Annotated in this window: 21 protein-coding genes; 5 read left to right on the forward strand and 16 right to left on the reverse strand. The window is 62.9% G+C overall.

The features are described from left to right. Window positions 1–4: 4 nt before the first annotated feature. Genes ACODSR_RS14065 through ACODSR_RS14075 form a run of 3 tightly spaced genes read right to left on the reverse strand, consistent with a single transcriptional unit; the run spans window position 5 to window position 2,832 of the window. Window positions 5–1,174: a thiolase family protein gene (locus ACODSR_RS14065; RefSeq protein ID WP_489077356.1), complete on the reverse strand. Its 1,170-nt coding sequence runs from the start codon at window positions 1,172–1,174 to the stop codon at window positions 5–7. Beyond that, window positions 1,171–1,575 (reverse strand): Zn-ribbon domain-containing OB-fold protein, encoded by a 405-nt coding sequence (locus ACODSR_RS14070; RefSeq protein WP_489077297.1) that lies wholly within the window; start codon window positions 1,573–1,575, stop codon window positions 1,171–1,173. Before ACODSR_RS14070 ends, ACODSR_RS14065 begins: the two co-directional genes overlap by 4 nt. 3 nt (window positions 1,576–1,578) lie before the next feature. Then, complete coding sequence (locus tag ACODSR_RS14075; RefSeq protein WP_489077298.1) at window positions 1,579–2,832, reverse strand: cytochrome P450; 1,254 nt, start codon at window positions 2,830–2,832, stop codon at window positions 1,579–1,581. A gap of 216 nt (window positions 2,833–3,048) precedes the next feature. Between ACODSR_RS14075 and ACODSR_RS14080 the strand changes: the two genes are divergently transcribed. From ACODSR_RS14080 to ACODSR_RS14095, 4 genes are read left to right on the forward strand one after another with little or no spacing between them, the layout of a single operon-like run. After that, window positions 3,049–3,279: a ferredoxin gene (locus tag ACODSR_RS14080; protein ID WP_489077299.1), complete on the forward strand. Its 231-nt coding sequence runs from the start codon at window positions 3,049–3,051 to the stop codon at window positions 3,277–3,279. A 23-nt stretch (window positions 3,280–3,302) separates the two neighbouring features. Beyond that, window positions 3,303–4,130 carry a coniferyl-alcohol dehydrogenase gene (locus ACODSR_RS14085; protein ID WP_489077300.1) on the forward strand — a complete coding sequence of 276 codons (828 nt, stop codon included), beginning with the start codon at window positions 3,303–3,305 and terminating at the stop codon, window positions 4,128–4,130. A gap of 20 nt (window positions 4,131–4,150) precedes the next feature. Further along, window positions 4,151–6,361 (forward strand): acyl-CoA dehydrogenase family protein, encoded by a 2,211-nt coding sequence (locus ACODSR_RS14090; RefSeq protein WP_489077301.1) that lies wholly within the window; start codon window positions 4,151–4,153, stop codon window positions 6,359–6,361. A 10-nt stretch (window positions 6,362–6,371) separates the two neighbouring features. After that, window positions 6,372–7,166, forward strand: a complete 795-nt coding sequence (locus ACODSR_RS14095; RefSeq protein ID WP_489077302.1) for an enoyl-CoA hydratase/isomerase family protein — start codon at window positions 6,372–6,374, stop codon at window positions 7,164–7,166. 2 nt (window positions 7,167–7,168) lie between these two features. On the opposite strand, the gene ACODSR_RS14100 is transcribed toward ACODSR_RS14095, so the two are convergent. From ACODSR_RS14100 to ACODSR_RS14160, 13 genes are all read right to left on the reverse strand, one after another. After that, window positions 7,169–7,906: a TetR/AcrR family transcriptional regulator gene (locus ACODSR_RS14100; protein WP_489077357.1), complete on the reverse strand. Its 738-nt coding sequence runs from the start codon at window positions 7,904–7,906 to the stop codon at window positions 7,169–7,171. A gap of 22 nt (window positions 7,907–7,928) precedes the next feature. Then, entirely contained in the window at window positions 7,929–9,395 is a 1,467-nt protein-coding gene (locus ACODSR_RS14105; RefSeq protein WP_489077303.1) for an aldehyde dehydrogenase family protein, read from the reverse strand. A gap of 37 nt (window positions 9,396–9,432) precedes the next feature. After that, the gene (locus ACODSR_RS14110) at window positions 9,433–10,170 is read right to left on the reverse strand and encodes an SDR family oxidoreductase (RefSeq protein WP_489077304.1); all 738 of its coding nucleotides are present in this window, start codon (window positions 10,168–10,170) and stop codon (window positions 9,433–9,435) included. A 99-nt stretch (window positions 10,171–10,269) separates the two neighbouring features. Further along, the gene (locus tag ACODSR_RS14115) at window positions 10,270–11,052 is read right to left on the reverse strand and encodes a hypothetical protein (protein ID WP_489077305.1); all 783 of its coding nucleotides are present in this window, start codon (window positions 11,050–11,052) and stop codon (window positions 10,270–10,272) included. 97 nt (window positions 11,053–11,149) lie between these two features. Then, window positions 11,150–11,911, reverse strand: coding sequence for an SDR family NAD(P)-dependent oxidoreductase (locus ACODSR_RS14120; protein WP_489077306.1), 762 nt, complete (start codon window positions 11,909–11,911; stop codon window positions 11,150–11,152). A gap of 20 nt (window positions 11,912–11,931) precedes the next feature. Beyond that, window positions 11,932–12,345 (reverse strand): nuclear transport factor 2 family protein, encoded by a 414-nt coding sequence (locus ACODSR_RS14125; RefSeq protein ID WP_489077307.1) that lies wholly within the window; start codon window positions 12,343–12,345, stop codon window positions 11,932–11,934. Next, window positions 12,345–14,027: a class I adenylate-forming enzyme family protein gene (locus ACODSR_RS14130; RefSeq protein ID WP_489077308.1), complete on the reverse strand. Its 1,683-nt coding sequence runs from the start codon at window positions 14,025–14,027 to the stop codon at window positions 12,345–12,347. The genes ACODSR_RS14125 and ACODSR_RS14130 overlap by 1 nt, the downstream gene beginning before the upstream one ends. A gap of 21 nt (window positions 14,028–14,048) precedes the next feature. Next, window positions 14,049–15,032: an acrylyl-CoA reductase (NADPH) gene (acuI, locus tag ACODSR_RS14135; protein WP_489077309.1), complete on the reverse strand. Its 984-nt coding sequence runs from the start codon at window positions 15,030–15,032 to the stop codon at window positions 14,049–14,051. Window positions 15,033–15,035: 3 nt separating this feature from the next. Continuing rightward, a complete protein-coding gene (locus ACODSR_RS14140; protein WP_489077310.1) occupies window positions 15,036–15,728 on the reverse strand; it encodes a TetR/AcrR family transcriptional regulator in 693 nt (230 codons plus the stop codon). 322 nt (window positions 15,729–16,050) lie between these two features. Then, window positions 16,051–18,480 (reverse strand): TonB-dependent receptor, encoded by a 2,430-nt coding sequence (locus ACODSR_RS14145; protein WP_489077311.1) that lies wholly within the window; start codon window positions 18,478–18,480, stop codon window positions 16,051–16,053. Between the two features lie 183 nt (window positions 18,481–18,663). After that, window positions 18,664–19,044, reverse strand: coding sequence for a VOC family protein (locus ACODSR_RS14150; protein ID WP_489077312.1), 381 nt, complete (start codon window positions 19,042–19,044; stop codon window positions 18,664–18,666). Next, window positions 19,041–19,514, reverse strand: coding sequence for a VOC family protein (locus ACODSR_RS14155; RefSeq protein WP_489077313.1), 474 nt, complete (start codon window positions 19,512–19,514; stop codon window positions 19,041–19,043). Before ACODSR_RS14155 ends, ACODSR_RS14150 begins: the two co-directional genes overlap by 4 nt. Before the next feature lie 111 nt (window positions 19,515–19,625). Next, on the reverse strand, window positions 19,626–20,501 hold the full coding sequence (locus ACODSR_RS14160; RefSeq protein WP_489077314.1) for a helix-turn-helix transcriptional regulator: 876 nt from the start codon (window positions 20,499–20,501) through the stop codon (window positions 19,626–19,628). Between the two features lie 154 nt (window positions 20,502–20,655). Here ACODSR_RS14160 and ACODSR_RS14165 point away from each other — a divergent pair, with 154 nt between their 5' ends. After that, window positions 20,656–21,474 carry an SDR family NAD(P)-dependent oxidoreductase gene (locus tag ACODSR_RS14165; RefSeq protein ID WP_489077315.1) on the forward strand — a complete coding sequence of 273 codons (819 nt, stop codon included), beginning with the start codon at window positions 20,656–20,658 and terminating at the stop codon, window positions 21,472–21,474. Window positions 21,475–21,477 lie beyond the last annotated feature (3 nt).

A 21,477-nucleotide genomic window follows, 5' to 3' on the forward strand; every position in this document is an offset into this window, starting at 1 on the left:
GCGGTCAGTCCTTAGCCAGCAGTAGCGCCGCCGCCATGGGTCCGCCGCCCGACGTGGCGATGGCGACGCGGGGATCGCCGCCGATCTGGCGCGCGCCGCCTGCCCCACGCAACTGGACGACCGCTTCATAAGCAAAGCCAAAGCCGTGGAGGCGGCCCCAGCCCAGCTGACCGCCGCCGGTATTCATCGGCAGCGCGCCGTCGCGGGCAATGCGGGTGCCGCCTTCCAGGAACTGGCCGCCCTCCCCCACGTCGCAAAAGCCCAGCCCTTCAAGCCAGGTGATCGGCTGGAACGCGAAACCGTCATAAAGCTGGACGGTATCGACGTCCTTTACCGTATAATCGGTGTTGCGCCACAGGTCGCGTCCGGTGGGATAGGCACCCGCCCATTCGGCCTGATCCCAGCTATAACGTTCGACCGATCCCGCGCTGGCGGCGATGCGGATAGGGGTGGCCGTCACATCCCCCAGCGCATCACCCGCAGACACGATCACTACGGTGGAAGCATCGGTGAAACGGTCGCAATCATAGAGGCAGAAGGGCGTGCTGATCATCCGGGCGGACATATAATCGTCCATGCTCAGCGGCTTCTTCACCAGCGCGCGCGGGTTGATCGCGGCATTGGCATGGTCGTTGAGCGCGACCTGCGCCAATTGTTCGCGGGTCAGGCCGTAGCGTTTCATGTGGCGCATCGCGAATTGCGCGGTCCAGTTCGCGGCCGAGAAAGCGCCGAAAGGCGACACCCATTGGGAGTTGCCCGACACATCCTTACGCCGTTCCATCGGCGGGAATTCTTCCGGGCGGGCCAAGGCGGCGGCTTCGTAGACGGTGCGGAAGCAGATGACATGGCGGGCCAGCCCCGCTTTCACGGCATTGGCGGCTTCGATGATCGCGCCCAATTGCGCGGTCGATTCCGCGGCGCCGATATGCCAGCGAGTCTTGAGCCCCAACACCTCGATCAGATCGTCGGAACTGACAGGGGAGAAGCCAAGGAAACTCGGCATTTTGCCGGGATAGGTGGCAACGCCGTCAATCTGGTCAAGAGGGAGGCCCGCGTCGGCAATGGCTTCGCGCACCGCATCGACTGTCAACAACAAGGGCGAACGGGTCAGGCGGACGCCGACGTCGGACATGCCGATGCCGGTAATATGGGCTTCGGGTTGCGCCATAGTCAGGCGACCTTTTCAAACAAGGGGAACCAGATGCCGTCCTGCTCCTCGAACAGCACCCGCACCTTATCATCCATATCCACCGCATCGACCGGACTGCCGACGATATTGGTGGTGAGGTAAACGCCCGGCGCATCGTCCAGCTTCACCCGTGCGATGACGAAGGGGACGTCCATATCCTTGGCCCAGGCCTGATGATTGACGGTGTAGGTGTCGATCGTGCCGGTCCCCGCCACGGCATGGGGGGCGACATTTTCCGACTGGCAATGGCGGCACATCTCGCGCGGCGGATGGGTATATTGCCCGCAATCGCCGCAGCGGGTGATGTGCAGTTTCCCGTCCGCGCCCCCGGTCCAGAAGGCGCTGTTTTCCCGGTCGAGGCGCGGACGGGAGCGTTGCCATGCCATGGGTCAGACGTCCCAGACCAGATGCAGGCTTTCAATGCCGATGACATGACCGCCATGGAATACCGTAGGATGATCGGGGTCGAGCCGGAATTCGGGCATCCGTGCCAGCATTTCTTCATAGAGAACCTGCAATTCCACGCGGGCAAGGTGCGACCCAAGGCAGCGATGCGGGCCGACGCCGAAGGCGATATGGACGTTATTTTCGCGGTCGAGATCATAGTCGTCGGGCTGCGGAAATTCCTTTGCATCCAGATCGGCGGCGGGCAGGAAGAGTTTGAGCGTTTCGCCGGGCATCAATGTCGCACCGGCCAGCTGCGCTTCCTTCTTGATGATCCGCATCGGCACGGTGAAGGTGTAGCGGCGCAGCATTTCTTCGGCGGCTTCGGCGATCAGCTTTGGATTTTCGCGCAGCTTGCGTTGCAGCGGCAGGTCGGTGGCCAGGCCACGCATGGCCAGCCCCATGCCGTTCATCACCGTGTCGAGGCCAGCGATGAACAGCAGCACGCCGTAATTTTCCATGTCGGCCAGCGTGGTCGGCTGGCCGTCGATTTCCAGCTTCCACAGCATCGAGAGGATGTCGTCGCGCGGATTGTCGCGGCGGTCCAGCACGGTATCGCGCATGGCCGCCGCGATTTTTTGCAGGCGGCGCATGGAGCCTTCGCGGTCGCTGTCGATCGCCTCCATATGCTCCTTCACGATGGCGCGATATTCAGGCAGCCTGTCGAGCGGCAGACCGAGCATCTTGAGGAACACCTGCACCGGCAGCGGTTCGGCGACAGCAGCCATATATTCGCAGCGGCCCGCCGGTTTCATCTCCTCAATCAGGTCAGCGGCCAGCTCACGGATGCTGTCACGCAGCGCCGCGATCGTCTTGGGCGAAAACACCTTTTGCAGCGGCTGGCGATATTTGGTGTGTTCGGGCGGATCGAGCGTGATCGGAATCGGCTGGGGAATGTGCGGCGCGCCGGGCGGCAAGGATGCAAGCAGCGCCTTCATCTTGTCCTGCGGCACGAACTCGCTGGAATAGGTTTCGGTATCGCGGGAGGCTTCGTGATTGGCCGCATGGGTCAGCGCGACCCAGCCGCCGCCGTTGCGCGGGGTCCAGAATACCGGCGGCGCGCTGTGCAGAAGGTCGAGCATGCGGGCGTGCGGATCGGCCAGCAGGCCCGGATCGGCATGGATGTCGAAATCATAGACCAGCGCGTCCGGCACATGGGCGGGCTTGGGGGCGGCGGGGCTTAGGGCGGCGTGGACCATGTGAATCTCCGGCAATCCTGCATCTTGTTACAACCGGTGTCGCGCGCAGCGCCGCCAAAGGCAAATGTCGGTCGTGCATCGACCCACGATACCGCACCGACGATAGACGCGCCCGCAGTGCCGCCGCCGTATCGTGGCGGCGATTGAGCGGATGGCCATGTTGATCGACACATCTTTCTCCTTTCTAAGGACAGCAAGCTTTGCGGGAGAGACCCCATGAAAATTCGTATCGAAAAGGCCGGTTGCGTGGGCAATGCCCGCTGCGCCGCAGTGTCGGAAACCCTCTATCCGCTCGATGACGATGGCTACATCGACACCGAAGGTTTCGACGTGCCGGAGGGCGAGGAGCGCGCCGCGAAAAATGGCGCGCGCGCCTGCCCGGAACGGATCATCTTCGTCGAGGAAGATGATGGCAGCATCAGTTGGCCGCCCGCAGCCAAAGCCTGACAACAGATAGTGGAGAGCCGAAAATGAGTGACCTATTGGGCTATCGGGGCAAGCGCGTCATCGTGAGCGGCTGCTTTTCCGGCATGGGGGAGGCGACGGCCAAGCTGTTGCTGGAGTTGGGCGCGGAAGTGCATGGGCTGGATTTTAAGGACAGCGCATTGCCGCTGGCCTCCTTCCAAAATGTCGACCTGCGCGATCGCGCCTCCATTGATGCCGCGGTGGCGGGCATTGGCGGCAAGGTCGACGCGCTGTTCAACTGCGCGGGCCTGCCGCAATCCTTCCCGGCGATGGACGTGATGAAGGTCAATTTCATCGGCCTGCGCCATCTGACGCAGCAGGTGCTGCCGCTGATGGGACCGGGCGGAGCGATAGCCAGCATCGCGTCTACCGGCGGGCTTGGCTGGAGCCGCCGGATTCCGACCAATATGGAATTTGTGACGACCAAGGGCTTTGACGAAGCAGTCGCCTGGTGCGACGCCAATATGGATACGGTCAAGGAGGGCTACAGCTTCTCCAAGGAGAATGTGATCGTTTGGACCCAGTTTATGGGCGCGCACCTGATCAAGCAGGGCATCCGTATCAATTGCACCCTGCCCTCCCCCACCCAGACGCCGATGATGGCCGCGTTCGAGGCGACGTCGGGCAAGGATGTCATCGCCGCGGCGGCTGAACCGATGGGCCGCTATTCCACGCCACAGGAGCAGGCCGCCGGACTGGTGCTGATCAACAGTGATCTGGCCAGCATCGTCAATGGCGTGGTGTTCCCGGTCGATGGCGGCTTCATGGGCGGGGTCGCCACCGGACAGGTGGACCTGAGCGTCATGATGCGCCGTTCCGCGCCCGCGCAATAACCCCCTGGAGCCCTAGCCCCATGAATTTCGACCTGACCGACGACCAGGAGATGATGCGCGACACGTTCGCGCGTTTTCTGGATGAACATAGCAGCATGGCCCGCGTGCGCGAGGCCGCGCCGTCGGGGTTCGACCCTGCGCTGTGGTCGGGGCTTGCCGAGCTGGGGGCGCTGTCGATCCGGGTGCCGGAGGAAGGGGGCGGGCTGGGCCTTGGCCTGTTCGATGCCGCAATCCTGATGGAGGAAGCGGGCCGGACGCTGGCGTCGGGGCCGTTGGCCGAGACTTTGGTGAGCGCGCGCCTGCTCGCACAACTGGGCGGCGATGCCGGCGCGACGCTGCTGGGCCAAGTCGTCAGCGGCGAGGCGGTTGCCAGCCTGGCGTTCCACGATGTGGCGGTCGAACCGGTCCAGTGGATCGGCGGCGGACAGGTGGCGCAGGCCGTGATCGGGCGCATGGGCGAGGAGATCGTCCTGATCAGTGTGCCCGATAAGGGGCGGATCGCGGAGGATAATCTGGCCTCCACACCGATAGCGCAGATCGACCTGCTGGCGCACCCGCGCGTGACGCTGGCATCGGGTGCACAAGCTCTGGCAACCTTTGCCGCCGGGGTCGAGGAATGGAAGCTGCTGATCGCCGCTGGCCTCGCCGGGATCGGACGCGAAGCGTTGAAACTGGCGGCAGCCTATGCCTGCGAGCGCAAGCAGTTCGACCAGTATATCGGCCAGTTCCAGGGGATTTCCCATCCGCTCGCCGATCTGCTCTGCGATGTCGATGGCGGCAAATTTCTGGTGTGGAAGGCGATCCGCGATCTGGCCGATGGTGCGCCGCAAGCGGGCGCTGCAATCAGCATCGCGGCATGGTGGAACAGCGATGCGGCAGGCCGGGCGGTGGCTCAGGCGCTGCACACGTTCGGCGGCTATGGCCTGACCACCGAATATGATATTTTCCTGTTCAACCTGCGGGCCAAGGCATGGCCGCTGGTGCTGGGCGATCCGCACGCCTTGATCGCCGAGGCCGGTCGACGCCTTTATGGCAGAGAAGCCGCCGCCCTGCCTGACGCTGGCGCGATACCGGTCGACTTCGATCTGGGCGAGGATGCGCGGGCGATCACACAAGAGATTGAGGCGTTTTTCGCAGCGAACGTCACGCCGGACATGCGCGAGACATTCCACTATAGCTGGGAGGGCTATAACCCCGAGCTCAACCGCAAGTTGGCAGAGCAGAATCTCCTCTATCTGGGCCTGCCCAAGGATGTGGGCGGACGCGGCCTGTCCGCCTATGAAAAGACCGCCGCGATGGATGCGTTCGAGGTGCAGGGCTATAACAACCCTGCCGCGGGTGTGACGCAGATGGTGGCGCTGATCATCCACCGGTTCGGCAGCGAGGAACTGAAAGCGGCGGTCCTGCCGGAAATCATGCGCGGCGAGGTGATCTGTTCGCTGGGCTATTCCGAGCCGGGATCCGGATCCGACGTGTTCGCGGCGCAATGCCGCGCCACGCAGGAGCCGGACGGCAGCTGGCGGATCGACGGCACCAAGATGTTCACCAGCGGGGCGAACCTGTCCACCTATGTGCTGATGCTATGCCGGACGAATACGGAAGTCGCCAAGCATAAAGGGCTGACCATGTTCATCGTGCCGTTGAAGGCCGATGGCGTGACGATCCAGCCGGTTTACACATTTCAGGACGAGCGCACCAACATCACCTTCTATGACGGGGTGAAGATACCCGACAGCTGGCGGCTGGGCGAGATTGATGGTGGCGTGCGCACGATGAGCGCGAGCCTTGAACTGGAGCATGGCGGCGGCTTTGCCAAATATCAGCGCGCCATGCTGCACGCGACCGAAACATTGTGCCGGGAGATACGCCACAAGGGCAGGCCGCTGATCGAAGATGAAGGCGCGCAGGCACGGCTGGCCCGCACTACCGCCAATCTTTGGGTGTCGGAACTGATAGCCTTCCGCGCCAATTGGGCGAGCATGGAGAAGAAGCCGAACCTGGCCTATGGGCCGATGGCCAAGATGTTCAGCTCCGAAAAATTCCAGAGCGATGCCCGCGACCTGCTGGACCTGACGGCGCCGCTGTCTCTGTCCAAGCGCAAGGGCGCGGCGGCGGAGATCAATATGTTCTACCGCCATGCCCAGGGCGCGACCATTTATGGCGGGACAAGCGAGGTCCATCGTTCCATGATCGCCGAGCGTGCGCTAGGCCTGCCGCGCACCCGCGCCTGAGGATGATGATATGAGCGACACCCCGCATCTGTTGAGCGAGGATCAGGACGGCATCCTGATCGTGACGCTGAACCGGCCCGACAAGCTCAATGCGCTGTCGGCGCAGACGATGGCGCTGTTCGAGCAGGCGCTGTTGCGGTTTCGCGATACGCCCGATTTGCAGGTCATGCTGATTCGGGCGACCGGGCGCTATTTCTGTTCGGGCGCGGACCTGAAAAGCGGGGACGCCCCCGCCTATCCGCGCACGCCGTCCGGCATTCGCGAGAACCACCGGCTCAATCTCAACGGGATGCAGCGCATCTATGACGAGATGGAGCATATCGAAAAGCCGATCGTCAGCGCCATTCATGCGACCTGTGTGGGTGGCGGGCTGGAAATGGCGCTGTCGTGCGATTTCCGACTGGCGGCCAAGAGCGCGGCGTTCTCCTTTCCCGAAGGATTGTTCGGCGTGTTGCCAGCGTCCAACGGCGTCAGCCGCCTGACGCGCATTTGCGGCCCGCATTGGGCGCGCTGGCTGATCATGGGCAACCAGCGCGCTGACGCGGATCGCGCACTCATCATGGGGCTGGTGCATGATGTGCTGCCCGATGAGGGGTTTGACGAGGCAGCACTGAATTTCTGCCGTCACCTGACCAAGCAGAATGCCGAACAGATGGGCGCGGCCAAGATCGCGATCGAGCTGGCGGCGGAAGTCGGGCCGTCCATGGGCCGCCATGTCGAGCGGATGGCCAATAGCGCGCTGATGCTGAACCCGGCCTATCTGGAAGGGATGGAGCGCTATCTGAAGGGTGTTGGCGGCAAGTAGGATTAGGACGACGCGGCGAGCGTCCGGTAATCGCGAATACCCAGTTCCAGCAGTCGCGCTTCGGCACGCAGCAAATGGGTGCGGCCCAATGGATTGGGCGCGTGCAACGTATTTTGCAGGGCAACGTCCGTCGTCACCGTGACGATACGTTCCAGCCCCGTCATCAGCGCGGTCGCCATGCTGAATACCGGCGATTGCGGCTGGGCCAGTTTCCCGTCCATCTGTTCGACCATCAGCCGCATGACCGGCTGGGCCGCGCGGACACGATGCATCATCATGCGCTCATTCTGCGCGTCAGCCATGCGGTTACGCAAATGGAGCAGGCGCGAATGTTTGACCCAGAAGCCATGATAGGCGGTGACGAACGCCAATGTCCGCTCACCCAGATCCCCGTCGTCCCAGCGGATGCGCAGCAGGCCGACATATTCATCTTCCGCTGTCGCCATCACCGGTTCCAGCACTGCGAGCAGCAATTCTGTGAGGTCGTTGAAATAATTATAGAGCGAGGTCATGCCGAGCGATGCCTGGCGCGCGACTGCGCTCAGCGAAATCTCTACATCGGGGGGACCGGCCAGCAATTCGTTGGTTGCGGCCAGGATCCGGTCGCGCGTGTCGCGCCCCTTGCGTCCCAGCCGCTGGCCATTGAGATTATGACTGAGCGCCTTGGTCGCGGTGGATGCGCGCGCGCGGGATGACTTGGCCGTCCCCTGCTCCGCCGTCGCGTCCGCCTTGCCGCTCAAAATCCGGTCCTTTACTTGTCCGTCAGGCACGCCATGCGATCAGTTTGGTTTCGAGAAATTCCTCGATTCCTTCCAGACCCCATTCGCGACCGATGCCACTGGCCTTGTAGCCGCCAAAAGGCAAGTCCCCCGCGATGCACATGCCGCCATTCACACTGACCGACCCGGTGCGTATCCGCCTGGCCAGCGCCTTGGCGCGATCCAGATCGGCGGAAAAGACACCCCCGCACAGACCATAGGCGCTTTCATTGGCGATGCGCACGGCGTCGTCATCATCATCGAACGGGATGACGACCAGAACGGGGCCGAAAATCTCTTCCTGGGCGATGCGCATGTCGTTGGTCACATCGGCAAAGCATGTCGGTTCGATGAAATAGCCAGTGCCTTTGTCGGGCCGCGCCTTGCCGCCCGCCAGCAAAGTCGCGCCTTCGGCAACGCCGATGTCGACATAGGACAGCACCCGCTCCATCTGCCGCTTCGACACGACCGGACCCATGATGTGGGCGGGATTATCATAGTCGCCCCAATTGTCGCCGAAGCTGGCATAGGCATGTTTGAGGACCGCCTTGGCTTCCTCATAGCGACTGCGCGGCACTAGCAGGCGCGAATGGACGGCGCAGCCCTGTCCGGCATGAAACACGAGCATCGACTGGGCGACGTCCATGGCGAAATTGACGCTGTCCTCCAGTACGATCTTGGCCGACTTGCCGCCAAGCTCCAGAAATACGCGCTTCAGGGTTGCGGCACCCTGTTCCATGATCCGCTTGCCGACGCCGGTGGAGCCGGTGAAGGAAATGAGATCGACGCGGGGGTCAGTCACCAGCATTTCGCCCGCAAGTGCCGCGTCACTGCCGAAGATGACATTGAGGACGCCAGCGGGGAAGCCTGCTTCGAGCGCCAGTTCGCCGAAGATCGCGCCCATGCCCGGCGTATTGGGCGCGGGTTTCAGGATCACGGTGCAGCCCGCCAGCAAGGCCGCAACGACCTTGCCCACATTCACATAGAGTGGCACGTTCCACGGCGTGATCGCGCCGACGACGCCGACCGGTTCGTATACCGCCTGCCGCTGGGTTTCAAAGCCATAGCCGGTACGTCCGCCATAATCCTTGTCCCACTTCAATTGCGGGAAGAGGCGCAGATAATCGTCCCAGCCATCGAGCGCCATATCGACATGCGCGCGCCCGACCGCGCCGATCGCTGCGCCTGCCTCATTACGGGCCAGGTCCGACAGCCGTTCGCGATTTTCCTCGAATAGCGCGCGCAGCTTCGTCACCAGTTCGACGCGCATGGCGACATTGGTGGACCAGTCGGTCGTGTCGAAGGCGCGCCGGGCAGCGGCGATCGCTTCATCGACATCGGCGGCCGACGCATCGGCGGCCTTGCCGACCGGCTCGCCGGTCCAGGGGCTGATGACGTCGAAGGTGGTGCCGCCCTGTGCGTCGCGCAGCGCGCCGTCGATGAAGAGTTTGGCGTCGGGAAGAGTGGCCATGGCGTGTTCCTGTCGAAAGGCTTGGGAAAAGGGGAGATCAGCGCTTGCGCGCGTTGAGGGCGACGATGCCCATGTGCAGGTCGGCGGGCATGTCGAGGATGGCGCGGAAAGCGTCCGTCACGCTGTTATAATGGCTGATGCCACGTTCGCGCAGGTTGATGCCGACCTTGGCATTTTCCTGGCCAAAGCGCATCGACACGTCGACCGGCCAACTGCTGCCGGTCTTGGTTTCATCCATCATCATGCCCGCCTGCACGGTGGTGACGCGAATGCCCTCTGCATCCAGTTCGCGCGACCACATGGCGGACACGAGTTCCAGCGCCGCCTTGCCCCCGGCATACATCCACAGCATCGGCATTTTGAGCGCGACGGATTCGCTGCTGACATTGATGATATGCCCACCGCCGCGCAGCAGCGGCAGTGCCTCGCGGGCGCAATGGATTGGTCCGGCAACGTTGGTCATCAGCGACATGGCGATCTGATCGTCGCGCGCCTCTGCCAGGGTGAAGGGTTCATAGACGGCGGCGTTGTTTATGAGGACGTCGATGCGTTCATGCTGCGCAGCAATTGCGGCAAATGCGGTGCGCACCGATTCCGGGTCGCCGACATCGCATTGCAGGGCGAGATGCGGTGCGCCCAGTTCCGCCGCGACCGCTTCGACCTTCGACAGGGTCCGGCCAAGCAGGATGACGGTTTCGCCATCGCGCGCAAAGCGGCGAGCGAGTGCGCGGCCAAGGCCATCGCCGGCTCCTGTGATCACGATCGTCTTGGCCATATCCTGCTCCGCTTGTCCTGATTGTCGCTTCATTCCTTCCCGCACCGGCGCGCGCGCGGCAAGGGGGCTGGCCATCGCGCGCGCGATAGCTGCTTGGCGCTAGCCCGCCGGGCGCGCAAAGTCGGTCGGATAGACGGACAGGTCGCCATCATAGGCGATGCCGCCGGGCCAGAATGTCGTGCCGCTGGCCTTGGCAAAATAATGGACGGTGCGCGCGACAGAACCGGAGGCCGAGCGCGGCGCGAAGGCAACGCCGCTGGGGCTGACGCCGCGGGCGCGGGCACTGAAATCCTTGACCGTGAAGAGCAGATCATCGGTCTGCTGCGCGCACAATACCAGGTCGCTGCCGGGGCAATAGCGCCGGGGTTCCAGCTGCACCGGCGACAGGCGGCCGCGCTTCATGCCGACCTTGCCGGGCACGCGAGTGACTTCGGGGGAATGCACATTGTCATACCAGTGATGATATTCCGCTTCGCGCCCGGCGACGAAATTGGCCAGAATGATGCTGACCCCGGAGAAGGGATGGTCGGGACGATGGTTGGGACTGAACGCCCAGTCGGCATACATGGCGTAGCTGTGAATGCGCTCGCTTTGGTCGCTATCGTCGATCAGCCCGGCGTCGCGCGCCTGCGCCAGCAAGGGGGCAAGCGCGGGCAGGTCTATTTCCGGGGTCGCCGTGCCATGTTCATAGACGCTCAGGAATCGCCAGGGCTGCGGAATGTCGGGCATGATCTGCTGCGGCGTGACTTCGTAGCGATCCGCGCTGCGGAAACCGCGCAGCCGGGTCAGGTCATCGCGATGCGGGCCGTCGAACCAGGCCGCATAGTCGGCCTCTCGCCCGGCGGCGACATTATGCAGGTGGATGGTGGTATGCAGGTTCATTCGTCAATCCTCTGCCGCCTATGGCCTTTGCGCCAATCCAGCATGGACGGATGCCAGGCGCCAGAGGCCGTCGCGATTGATCGCCGGGGCAATGCCATCAGAAACGAAAGCCGCGCATCTGGTTGCCGCCGTCGCACAGGATGACCTGATTATTGACGAAACTGCCTTCGTCGGAGGCGAGGAACAGGGCGAGGTTGGAGATGTCTTGGGCCGTCCCCTGCCGCTTGACCGACTGCATGGCTTTCAGCCGCTCCCAATTGGCAGGGTCGACCCCTTGCAAGGCAGCCTCGGTTTCCATCAGGCCCGGCGCGATGCCTACACAGCGTATCTCGTCAGCGCCAAATTGCTGCGCCATGGCGTGGGTAAAAACATTGAGCGACGCTTTGGTGATGCCATAGGCGGTCGCGGGATTATAGCTGGCCATCGAGCATTTGTTGATGATGACGCCCTTTGCATTCGCCAGCGCGGGGCGCAGCGCTTCGGCCAGCAGCATCGGGCCGAACGTGTTGACCGCAAAAAAATGCTGCCATTTCGCCATGCCCAGGCCGAAGAAGCCCCGCGCAATTTCACCCGCGTGCAGGCCTGCATTGTTGATGAGAACGTCGAGCCGGTCATGCGCGGCCAGCACCGTGGTGGCAAAGGCGCAAATGTCGGCTTCCTGCCCCATGTCGACACGGTGGACCGAGGCACTGCTGCCCAGCCCCTCGACCAGCGCCTGGCTTTCCGCCAGCCCCGCTTCGTTGATGTCGGCGAGGATCAGATGTGCGCCTTCCCCCGCGAACGCCAGCGCATGGGCGCGGCCCAGCCCGCCTGCGGAGCCGGTGACCAGCACGGTCTTGCCGCTGAAGCGATTGGCCATGATCCTCTTGTCCTTTTTGATTATTGCAGGCGGGTGAAGGTCACCCGCTCGATCCGCCAGCCCGTTGGGGTCAGGCGGAAAATGTCACTATAGCGGCCCACGACGCTGTCGATCGCGCCGGTAGCGCGCCGCTTCATATGGCCCAGCACGGTCCAGTCGCCCGTCGCGCTGTCGCCGTCTATTTCGATGCGGGGCGAATGGAGCATATGGATCATCCATTCGCTGTTCGCGCTGATCGCGGTGCAGAGGAAATCGGTGATCGCCTGTCCGCCATGGAGCAGGCCAGCACCATAGTCGCCGACGAAATTGTCCGCGAATATATCGGCAAGCAGCCGGCGCGCCTGATCCGGGTCGCTGGCCGACAGGTCGGCCGCGGCGCAATAGCGGGCCTTCAGATTGGCGATCGCCAGCGCCTGATCCGCCTGATCGCTCATCAGGCGGCTTCGGCGGCCAGTTGTTTGATGACCAGCGCTTTCAGGTCCGCCGTCTTGATCTTGGCGCTGCCGGTCAGCGACAGGTCGTCCTCGTTGAAGAACAGCACGCGGCGCGGCACCTTGTAGCTGGCCAGTTGCGCCTTGGCGAAGCTGCGGATCGCCTCCTCATCCAGTGGCGCGTCGAGATGGGGGACGATGCAGGTGACGACCAGTTCGCCCAGCGTTTCGTGCGGCACACCCACGGTCTGGGTGACCTTCACGCCGGGGCAGCTTTTGATGACGGTATCGATCTCGATCGGGGAGACATTCGCGCCGCCGGTCTTGATGATGTCGTTGAGGCGGCCTTCCCAATGAAGGCGACCCTCAGCGTCAAACCAGCCGCCATCGCCGGTGTGGAAGAAGCCGTCGGCATCGACGCTTTCGTCCAGCGGCACGCCGATATAGCCCAGCATCAAGGTCGGTCCCTTTACCGCGATTTCGCCGCGCTCGCCAAGCGGCACGACCTGGCCGGTCAGCGGATCGAGGATCTTGAAAATATTGCCGGGCAGCGGCGCGCCATGGGTGTCGGCGATCCGTTCTGCCGGCGTGCCGGAATCGAAGATGGTGCTGATCGTGAAGGTTTCGGTATTGCCATAGGCGCTCATCGGCTCGTGCCAATCAGTGCTGACGGTCGGATGGCGACCAAGCGGATTGGTGGGATTCACATAATAGAGCGACGACAGATCGACATCGTTCCAGTTGGCCGCCGCCTCCAATTGGGTCCATTGATGCGGCCAGGCGAAGGCCATTGTCGCCCGCTCCCGCTCCATCAGGGTCAGCGCCTCTTCAGGCTGGAAGGTGGCTTGCAGGATCAGGCTGCCGCCCGATGACAGCGCACCACCAATGGCCATGGCGAAATTGCCCGACCAGAAGAAGCCATTGGCCGACCATGCGCGGGCATCCTCCTTCGCGGCGAGAAAACGTTTCCAGCGCCACAGTTGCAGCGTGACGCCGCGATGCATCGACAGGATGCCCTTGGGCTTGGCGGTGGAGCCGGACGAGAAGAACAGGACTCCGGGATCGGCGGGGGTCACAGTGGCGGCGGTCGCATCGACCAGCGCCTGGTCGACAGCGTTGCCGCGCGACAGGAAATCGTCCCAAGGCTCGATCATGCCATCACCGCCGCCGACGCAGGCGATGTGACGCAGGAAGGGGAAATGCGGGGCAGCCAGCGCGCCGGGGCTGGCCGTCGCGATGGCCGGTTCCAGATCGGTCAGGATCGCTGCAAAATCCTTCTTGAGGACTTTGCGCTCCATCAGCAGGACGTGGCAGGCCGACGATGCGAGCAGATGGTCCAGTTCGGCGGGCGTGGAAAAAGTGCTGAAGGTCGCGGCAACGCCGCCCGCCAGCGCGACGCCGAACACCGCCGAGAGAAATTCTGGACGATTTGTCATCAGCATGCCGACGCGGGTGCCTTTCCCCACGCCACAGGCGATGAGCGCGCGGGCGACTTGGTTCGCGCGCGCCCACAAATCATCATAGGTCCAGCGGGTGACGCTGTCCCCTTCGTGCATCACCAAAGCTTCGGCGGAGCCGGAACGGGCCGTGACTTCGCGCAACCAGCCGCTCAATGTCAGCGTCCCCAGCCCCGGCTCCTCACTGAGCGGGGGACCGGCGACGATCGAAAGCGGCTGGGCGGTCATGATGCGGTCTCGCTTTGTCGCTTAGCGGTTCACATTGACGATGATGCGCCCGCGCACCTTGCCGTCGATCAGGTCGGCGGCGGCGGCAGGCGCTTCCGACAGGGGGATTTCATGGGCGATGACGCCCAGCAGCGCGGGATCGAGATCGCGGGCCAGCCGTTCCCAGGCAGCGAGACGCGGTGGCTTGGGCGCCATCACGCTGTCGATGCCGAGCAAGCGCACGCCGCGCAGGATGAAGGGCATGACGGTGACGGGGAAGTCCGCGCCCTGGGCCAGACCGCAGGCCGCAACCGCGCCGCCATAGCGGGTCTGGGCGCAGGCATTGGCGAGCGTGAAGCTGCCGACCGAGTCGACGACACCGGCCCAGCGTTCCTTCTGCAGCGGCTTGCCTTTTTCGGAGAGTTCAGCGCGATCGATGACGCCCGCCGCGCCCAGCTGGGTCAGATAGTCTGCCTCCGACGCCTTGCCGGTCGATCCGATGACTGTGTACCCCGCCTTGCTCAGCAGGGCGACCGCGACGCTGCCCACGCCGCCAGTTGCGCCGGTCACCAGGATTTCGCCCTGGTCGGGAGTGACGCCCGCCTTGACCAGCGCCTCGACACAGAGCGCTGCGGTATAGCCGGCCGTGCCGATCGCCATGGCCTGCGCGCCAGTGAAGGCGGCGGGCAGCAGCACCAGCCAGTCGCCCTTAAGCCGCGCGACCTGGGCCAGACCACCCCAATGGCCTTCACCCACGCCCCAGCCATTAAGGACCACCTTGTCGCCCGGCTTCCAGTCGGCATGGTCGGATGTCCGCACGGTGCCGACCAGGTCGATGCCAGGCACCATCGGGAATTTGCGGACGACCGGCGACTTGCCGGTGATGGCCAGGCCATCCTTGTAATTGAGGGTCGAATAATCGACGTCGATGGTCACATCGCCTTCGGGCAGCTGCGCTTCGTCCATTTGGCTGAGCGAGACGCTCTGCTTGTCGTCGCTCTTGTCGATCACAATGGCTGAAAACATGGATTAGTCCTTTTTGGAAAGGGAAGGTGAGGAAGCGGTCGTAGCCACGCCCTGACGGAGGCGTTCGGCAACTTCGGGGAAAGATTCGGCGCGCAGTGATCCGTACATGCACAGGCGCAGCGCCTCCTGCGCCATGCGGCGCGCCAGATGGCGGCGCTCGTCATCGTCGCGCGCGTGAGAGCGCGCCCATACCGGCCATAGGAAAGAGCCAGCCAGCATCATGACCGACAGCACTTCGACATCGATCCCAGGCTGCGCCAGCTCAGTGTCGGCGAAGCGTTGCAGCGACCCTTCATATTCGCGCCAGAAGGGATCAGCCATCGGATCCGGCGAGGCCAGTAATTGCAGCAGCCAGATGCGGCAGAGTTCAGGATTGTCCATCGCGAAAATGGCCAGCCGATCGGTCGTGTCGGCAATATCAACCTGCTCGACCCGCCGCTCGCCGATCGTTTCAGGATCGCCGAACACCGCGCGAAACATGCTGTCGGATACGCCGTCGGCGGTGGCGGCGATCAGCTTGTCGCGCGTTTCAAAATGCTGATAGGCGGTGCCGCGGTTGACCCCGGCGAGGGTTGCCACTTCCGCCAGGCTGATGCCCTCAGGACCATGTTTGGCCAGCAGCGCCTGCGCCGCCTCCAGTATCGCTTCCCGCGTTGCCGCGGGGTCACGAGAGCGTCTTTTGCGAATGTCCGTCATGGGTTGTGCCTCAATTGTCCTTCAGGCTCCCCGGTCCGGCACAGAATGTACCGGGCGGGGACGCCACCGATGTAACAGCATAAATCAACGTCCATGTTGTCCATCAGGCGAGGGCACGTCGTCACCATCTTTTTGTCGCCCCCTAATCCCTGCCTGCGTACCTGAGAGAGTCAAGCAACCAGGCGTGTCTGTGGCGGATACCAGGCCGATCATCGCTCCAGCGAAGAACGACACCAATTTTTCAAGGCCATGAAAGCAATCGGCCGGACAACCCAATGGGCTGCCCGGCCGATCCCAAAGCCCTAAATCGACCGTTCCGCGATCAACGCGAGCCGAACGCGAAGCGCACGTTGACGCCGAATTCGCGCGGCGGTGTGACCGTACCACCGGTATAGGGGCTGTTGACGGTGGTTGCCGCCGTCGTCGCACCGGTGGCGGTGAAGCCGGTAATCTGCTGATAGCTGGTAAAGAGCTGCGCGGTCCGCGACAGAACTTTGGTTGTATCAAACAGGTTCTTGGCGAACAGAGCGATTTCCCAGCCGCCATCGGGCGAGCGGATACCGGCATAGAGGTTGGCGAGCGCATAGGCACCGACCTGATCGAAACTATTGCCCGGATCACCCTGTGACTTGCCATTATAGTTGACCAGGCCGCGAACAAAGCCGTCCACCTTGCCCGAAAGCGCGGTTTGATATTCGCTCTGCAACGTCACCGTGACCGGCGGCATGAACGACGCACGCTGCGACACGTTGCAGGACGCCAGATTGTTCGCGCCGACGGCGGCCTGCAGTTGCGCCAGTGTTGGTGCCGCGCTCGACGCATCAGGTATGCCATCGCCGTTCAGGTCGTTGCAGGGGATGTTGCCGCCCTTGATCTTGCCGATCGAGTAGCTGGCGCTCACCCCGACATTGAACCCGCGGGAGACATCGAAACTCAATTCGCTTTCGATACCATTCACTTCCACCGGTACGGCGCCGACGAAGTTGAAGGCAGCAACCTGCTGCGCCGTCCCCGTAACCGCGCCTGTGGCGTTACGGACGGCCACGGTGTTGACATAATAGACGCCATTATTGGGGACGCGGAACGGGAAATTCTTGTAGGTCTGGTGATAGGCCGACACGTTGAACCGGGCACGGCCACCCATCAATGTGCTCTTGAAACCCAGTTCATAGGATTTGGACGTTTCGGGCGGCAGATTGAGGAAGCTGTTTTCCAGCGCCGATTTCACGATATTGAAGTCACCCACCACGTTCAGACCCGGCCGCATCGAGCTGCCCGTTGCGGCATAAACCAGGAAATCGGGCGAGAAATTATGCTTCACCGACGCGCTGTAGATCAGCTTCTTGAGATCCTGCGTGTCGTTGGCGATGGTGTTGCCATTGACCGCCAACTGGCTGAGCGAGTCATATTTGATCTGGCGCAGACCACCCGACAATTCGGTCTTTTCGCCCAGATGGGCGGTCAGGTTGCCGAAGAAGGACTGTTCATGCGTCCGATTGCCACGGGCAACATTGGTCGTCACGATCGATGCGATGCCGCCGTTGAACGGACTGACAGGGGGAAACCGCACGACCGTCAGCTGGCTCAGCGCTGTCGGTGATTTGAGCTTGCTGTCGAAGAAGCCGACTACATAGTCGAACATACCGAACACCCGCTCCTCATTCTGAAGCCGGATTTCGTGCGACGTGCCCTTGGCGACGCTCTGGGTGATCTGATTGATATCGCGGCCGATAAAGACATTGGCATCGTCCGAATTGTCGGTCGAATAGAATTGCTGCTTACTGTGCTGGCCCTGATAGATCAGCCGCTGACCCCACTGCGCCAATTCAGCGCGCCAGTTGTAGATGTCGAACGTCTGGTTGACGATGCGCGGTGTTTCCTGGATCGACAGGCGATCCTTGGCCGTCAGCAGCACGGGGCTGACAGGTGCCGCCGGATTGACTTCACTGAAGGAAATCGCCTGGTCATAGGTCCGGGCATCCCGGTCCATATATTGATAGGTGCCTTCCAGCTTGATCCAGTCGGCCGGTTCGATCGCGCCGATAACGCGATAGCTTTTGGTGCGCGAATGGGGGTCGGGCGCACCGGCGGTGCGAACGAGCGGGCGGACGCGGTCCGCTTCATTTTCGTCCCATACGCCCGACACGCGGATCGCCGCGATGCCTTCGATGATCGGAACGTTCAGGCCGCCCTTGAAATTCAGCGTGCCGATATCGTTGCCGGTCCAGTCGGCAAAGCCACCAAACTGGTTGAGGTCGGGCTTGCGCGTGCTGATGGTGATCGAACCCGATGGCGAAGCGCGCCCGCGCAGCGTCCCCTGCGGCCCGCGCTGCACTTCGATCTGGCCGATGTCGTACATCTGCTGGAGGACGACGCCAGCCGAAATCGGCGCGTCGTTATAATAGAATTCGACCGTGCCGTTGTTGCCGCTGGCGTTCACATCGAAATTGACGCCGCGCAGGCGGGCATTGCCGCCGATGCCATTCGCGTTGGTGGTCAGTTCCAGACCCGGCGCAAGCGATTTGACTTCGGTGAATTCACGGAAGTTGAGGTTGGCGATCGACTGCGCGGTGACAGCGTTGATGACGGCCGGCACGTCCTGCACATCTTCTTCGCGGCGGCGGGCCTGGACGATGATCGTGGGCGCGTCGAACGAGGAGTCCTGCGGTGCCTCCTGCGCCATCGCCTGCATCGGCAGCGTCAGGGCCGCCATGCCGGCGCCCATCAGATAATAGGCTGTCATGCGCTTCATAGAAATGTCCTCCCCAAATGGGCGCCGCGCCGAATCATGCTGTCCGGCTGGGCGCGATCGTCATTGTGCTTTTGTGAGGGTTGTTATGCCCGATAATGTCGGCTTGCGGAGTCGCTAATGAACAGGGGTGTTTATATATCGCCGACGCGATTCTGACGCGATTTGTGGCGCGTTTTCTAGTGCCTAGTTGGGAGGGCCGAAGCGGAAGATGACCAGCTTGTTGCCATCCAGGTCGCGGAAGTAAGCGCCGTAGAAGCCGTTGGGATCATCGCCCCGGATGCCGGGCTTGCCTTCGCACTGCCCGCCAAGGTCAATCGCTTTGGCGTGGACGGCATCGACCAGCGCGCGGCTGTCGGCCTGAATACCGATCTGGTTACCGTTGCCGGGCGATGCTTCGCCAGCAAAGGGCTTGCCGATCAGCAACATGCCGCCGTCGGCCGCCTTATAGGCCACGACGTCGGGCCGGTCGAAGGCGCGGACCGCGCCCAATAGCGCGGCCAGTTCGTCATAGAAGCTTTTGGCGCGATCAAGGTCGCTTGTGCCGAAGCGGGCCAGGGTGATCATGCGGGTCGTCCTCCCATTGCGGCCCAGCGATCCGGGACCATCCATACATATTCGGTATAATGGCCAAGCCATGGCCGGGTATCGAGATAGAGAAATTCCAGTATCCCCGGCGTGCCGCCTTTCAGGACGACGGGAAAGGGTTGCTGATCAACCCGCGCCAGGAAGGCGTCCCAGTCGTCCACCAGCTGGCAGACATGATGGAATGTCAGGCTGTCATCGGCGGGCAGCGCGTCGCGATAGAGCGACAGGACATCGCCTTCGATCGGCTGGATCAGTTCAAATTGCATGTCGCCGACCCAGACGAAGGCGAGTTTCTGGACGCCGACGCGTTCGCCCTGCGGGGTCCACAGATTGACCGAGACTTGCGTTTCCAAAAGGGTGCGGATGTCGGCGCGTTGCTTGAATTCCGCGACTGCCTTGTCGACGTTTCGGGTCACATAGGCGTTTTGATAATGGCGTCCGACGATCATCGTCCTGCCCTCCCCTGATCTGTTATTTTGATTATCCTGACAGTGAGTTGGACAATGTTACGCGGTTTTTCCAAGACCGGTTTATGTCGTTATCCAGACATAATATCGTTATCAGGCCACAGGTCGGAGCTGGCGCTGGCGGAATTGGCGCGGGGTGGAGCCGGTCGCGCGGCGGAAGGCAAAGGCGAAGCTGGAGGGGGAGGCAAATCCCAGTGCAAAGGCGATTTCCTTGATGCTTTCGCTGGTGGCCAGATGGCGCTTGGCCATGTCGATGCGGGTCTGGGCGATATGGTCGCCGATCGAATGGCCGCGCGAAGCGCGAAACCCGCGGGTGAGCTGGCGCGGGGACATATTGCACAGGGTCGCCAGTTCCTCCAGCGCGGGGGGCGGGCCGGGCTGGTGCAGCCGTTCGTCGATCCGGCGCAGACGCCATGAGGCAAGACCCCCGCTGATCGGTCCCTCGGCAATCGCCTGACAATAGCGCGCGACCTCGATCGCCAGTTGCTGGGCGATGAGTTCGGTCAGGACCGTGCTGCCAGCGCCGGGATGACGCACTTCTTCGGCTAAACGGAACAGGCAGGCGCGCATATGCGGATGGGCGATGTCGAGGCCCGCCGCCAGCCGCCGGTCGGTCCATTCGATGCCGCCATCGTCCAGCCAGCGGTCGATGGCGGCGGCCGGAACCTCGCACACGACCGACGCCTGCCGCCCGCCCGATTCGCTGCGGATATGGATCGCTTCTCCCGGCGGTACGAGGAAGATTTCGCCCAGCGGTTCGTAGCGATGCGGTCCCCATCGCTCCCGATAGCAGCCGCGCGCCTTTTCCGGGCGGGGGGTCAGGCACAGGTCGAGCCAATAATGGTCGGTGCGGCGGAACAGCCGGTCGGTCGGCTGTTCCAGACGCAGCCGCATGATCCGCACCTGCGCCGATGGGACGATCAGTTCCGCCTCGAACATGGATTGGGCGTAAGTTTCGTTTCGCGGCATCGCCCTCCCCTCTCCCGATTTGGTCTTGGCTCTATCAGGGGATTATGGCCCGATATCTATAGTCAGGTCAATTGCGGGGCAGCCCGCGCTGGCCAACAATCACCGCCAGCACAGGACCGCCAAGGGGCGGCGATAGTTCATAGGAGAGCGACAAGTGGCGGGTCTTTTCGACTGTTCGGATAAAGTGACGCTGGTGACGGGCGGCAATGGCGGCATTGGTTTGGGCTTTGCACGCGGGGTCGCCAAGATGGGCGGCAAGATCGCGATCTGGGCGCGCAATGCGGAGAAGAATGAGGCGGCAAAAGCGGACCTGCTGGCAGCGGGCGCTGCCCATGTGGAAACCTATCAGGTCGATGTGGCGTCCGAAGAGGCGATCATTGCGGGCTATGCGCAGTTGCTCGCCGATTTCGGGCGGGTCGATTGCGTATTCGCCAATTCGGGCCGCGCGTCCCGCAGCCGGTCAGTGCTGACGCTGGATTCGGCGGAATGGCATGACCTGATGGCAGTAAACCTGCACGGCGCTTTCTTCACCCTGCGCGAAGGGGCGAAGGCCATGGTCGCACGGGCAGAGGCCGGTGAGCCGGGCGGGAGCCTGGTCTATTGCGGCAGCCTGTCGATGTTCCACGGGATGCCGGGCATCAACAATTATGCCGCGTCCAAGGGTGGCATGGGCGCAGCGGTGCGCGGCATGGCGGCAGAACTGGGCAAATATGCAATCCGCGCGAACAGCATCGCGCCCGGCTATGTCAAAACCGGCATCGGCGGCGATCAGGGCATGACCGAGGAGATGAAGGCGCGCATGGCCGCTGTGGACGCGCATTTTTCCGCCAAGACGCCGATCCACCGCCCCGGCCGACAAGAGGATTTCGAGGGGATCGGTGCCTATCTCTGCTCCGACGCATCGCGCTTCCACAGCGGCGATACGATCGTGATCGACGGCGGCAGCCTGATCTATCCCCCCTACGCCTTTTGATCG

It is taken from the genome of Sphingobium sp. FG125 (assembly GCF_057809795.1).

Bases quoted from the DNA above. Each gene is read 5' to 3' on its own strand.
- ACODSR_RS14070 (WP_489077297.1), bottom strand. From the start codon at position 1,575: ATGGCATGGCAACGCTCCCGTCCGCGCCTCGACCGGGAAAACAGCGCC.
- ACODSR_RS14075 (WP_489077298.1), bottom strand. From the start codon at position 2,832: ATGGTCCACGCCGCCCTAAGCCCCGCCGCCCCCAAGCCCGCCCATGTG.
- ACODSR_RS14080 (WP_489077299.1), top strand. From the start codon at position 3,049: ATGAAAATTCGTATCGAAAAGGCCGGTTGCGTGGGCAATGCCCGCTGC.
- ACODSR_RS14085 (WP_489077300.1), top strand. From the start codon at position 3,303: ATGAGTGACCTATTGGGCTATCGGGGCAAGCGCGTCATCGTGAGCGGC.
- ACODSR_RS14090 (WP_489077301.1), top strand. From the start codon at position 4,151: ATGAATTTCGACCTGACCGACGACCAGGAGATGATGCGCGACACGTTC.
- ACODSR_RS14095 (WP_489077302.1), top strand. From the start codon at position 6,372: ATGAGCGACACCCCGCATCTGTTGAGCGAGGATCAGGACGGCATCCTG.
- ACODSR_RS14105 (WP_489077303.1), bottom strand. From the start codon at position 9,395: ATGGCCACTCTTCCCGACGCCAAACTCTTCATCGACGGCGCGCTGCGC.
- ACODSR_RS14110 (WP_489077304.1), bottom strand. From the start codon at position 10,170: ATGGCCAAGACGATCGTGATCACAGGAGCCGGCGATGGCCTTGGCCGC.
- ACODSR_RS14115 (WP_489077305.1), bottom strand. From the start codon at position 11,052: ATGAACCTGCATACCACCATCCACCTGCATAATGTCGCCGCCGGGCGA.
- ACODSR_RS14120 (WP_489077306.1), bottom strand. From the start codon at position 11,911: ATGGCCAATCGCTTCAGCGGCAAGACCGTGCTGGTCACCGGCTCCGCA.
- ACODSR_RS14125 (WP_489077307.1), bottom strand. From the start codon at position 12,345: ATGAGCGATCAGGCGGATCAGGCGCTGGCGATCGCCAATCTGAAGGCC.
- ACODSR_RS14130 (WP_489077308.1), bottom strand. From the start codon at position 14,027: ATGACCGCCCAGCCGCTTTCGATCGTCGCCGGTCCCCCGCTCAGTGAG.
- acuI (WP_489077309.1), bottom strand. From the start codon at position 15,032: ATGTTTTCAGCCATTGTGATCGACAAGAGCGACGACAAGCAGAGCGTC.
- ACODSR_RS14140 (WP_489077310.1), bottom strand. From the start codon at position 15,728: ATGACGGACATTCGCAAAAGACGCTCTCGTGACCCCGCGGCAACGCGG.
- ACODSR_RS14145 (WP_489077311.1), bottom strand. From the start codon at position 18,480: ATGAAGCGCATGACAGCCTATTATCTGATGGGCGCCGGCATGGCGGCC.
- ACODSR_RS14150 (WP_489077312.1), bottom strand. From the start codon at position 19,044: ATGATCACCCTGGCCCGCTTCGGCACAAGCGACCTTGATCGCGCCAAA.
- ACODSR_RS14155 (WP_489077313.1), bottom strand. From the start codon at position 19,514: ATGATCGTCGGACGCCATTATCAAAACGCCTATGTGACCCGAAACGTC.
- ACODSR_RS14160 (WP_489077314.1), bottom strand. From the start codon at position 20,501: ATGCCGCGAAACGAAACTTACGCCCAATCCATGTTCGAGGCGGAACTG.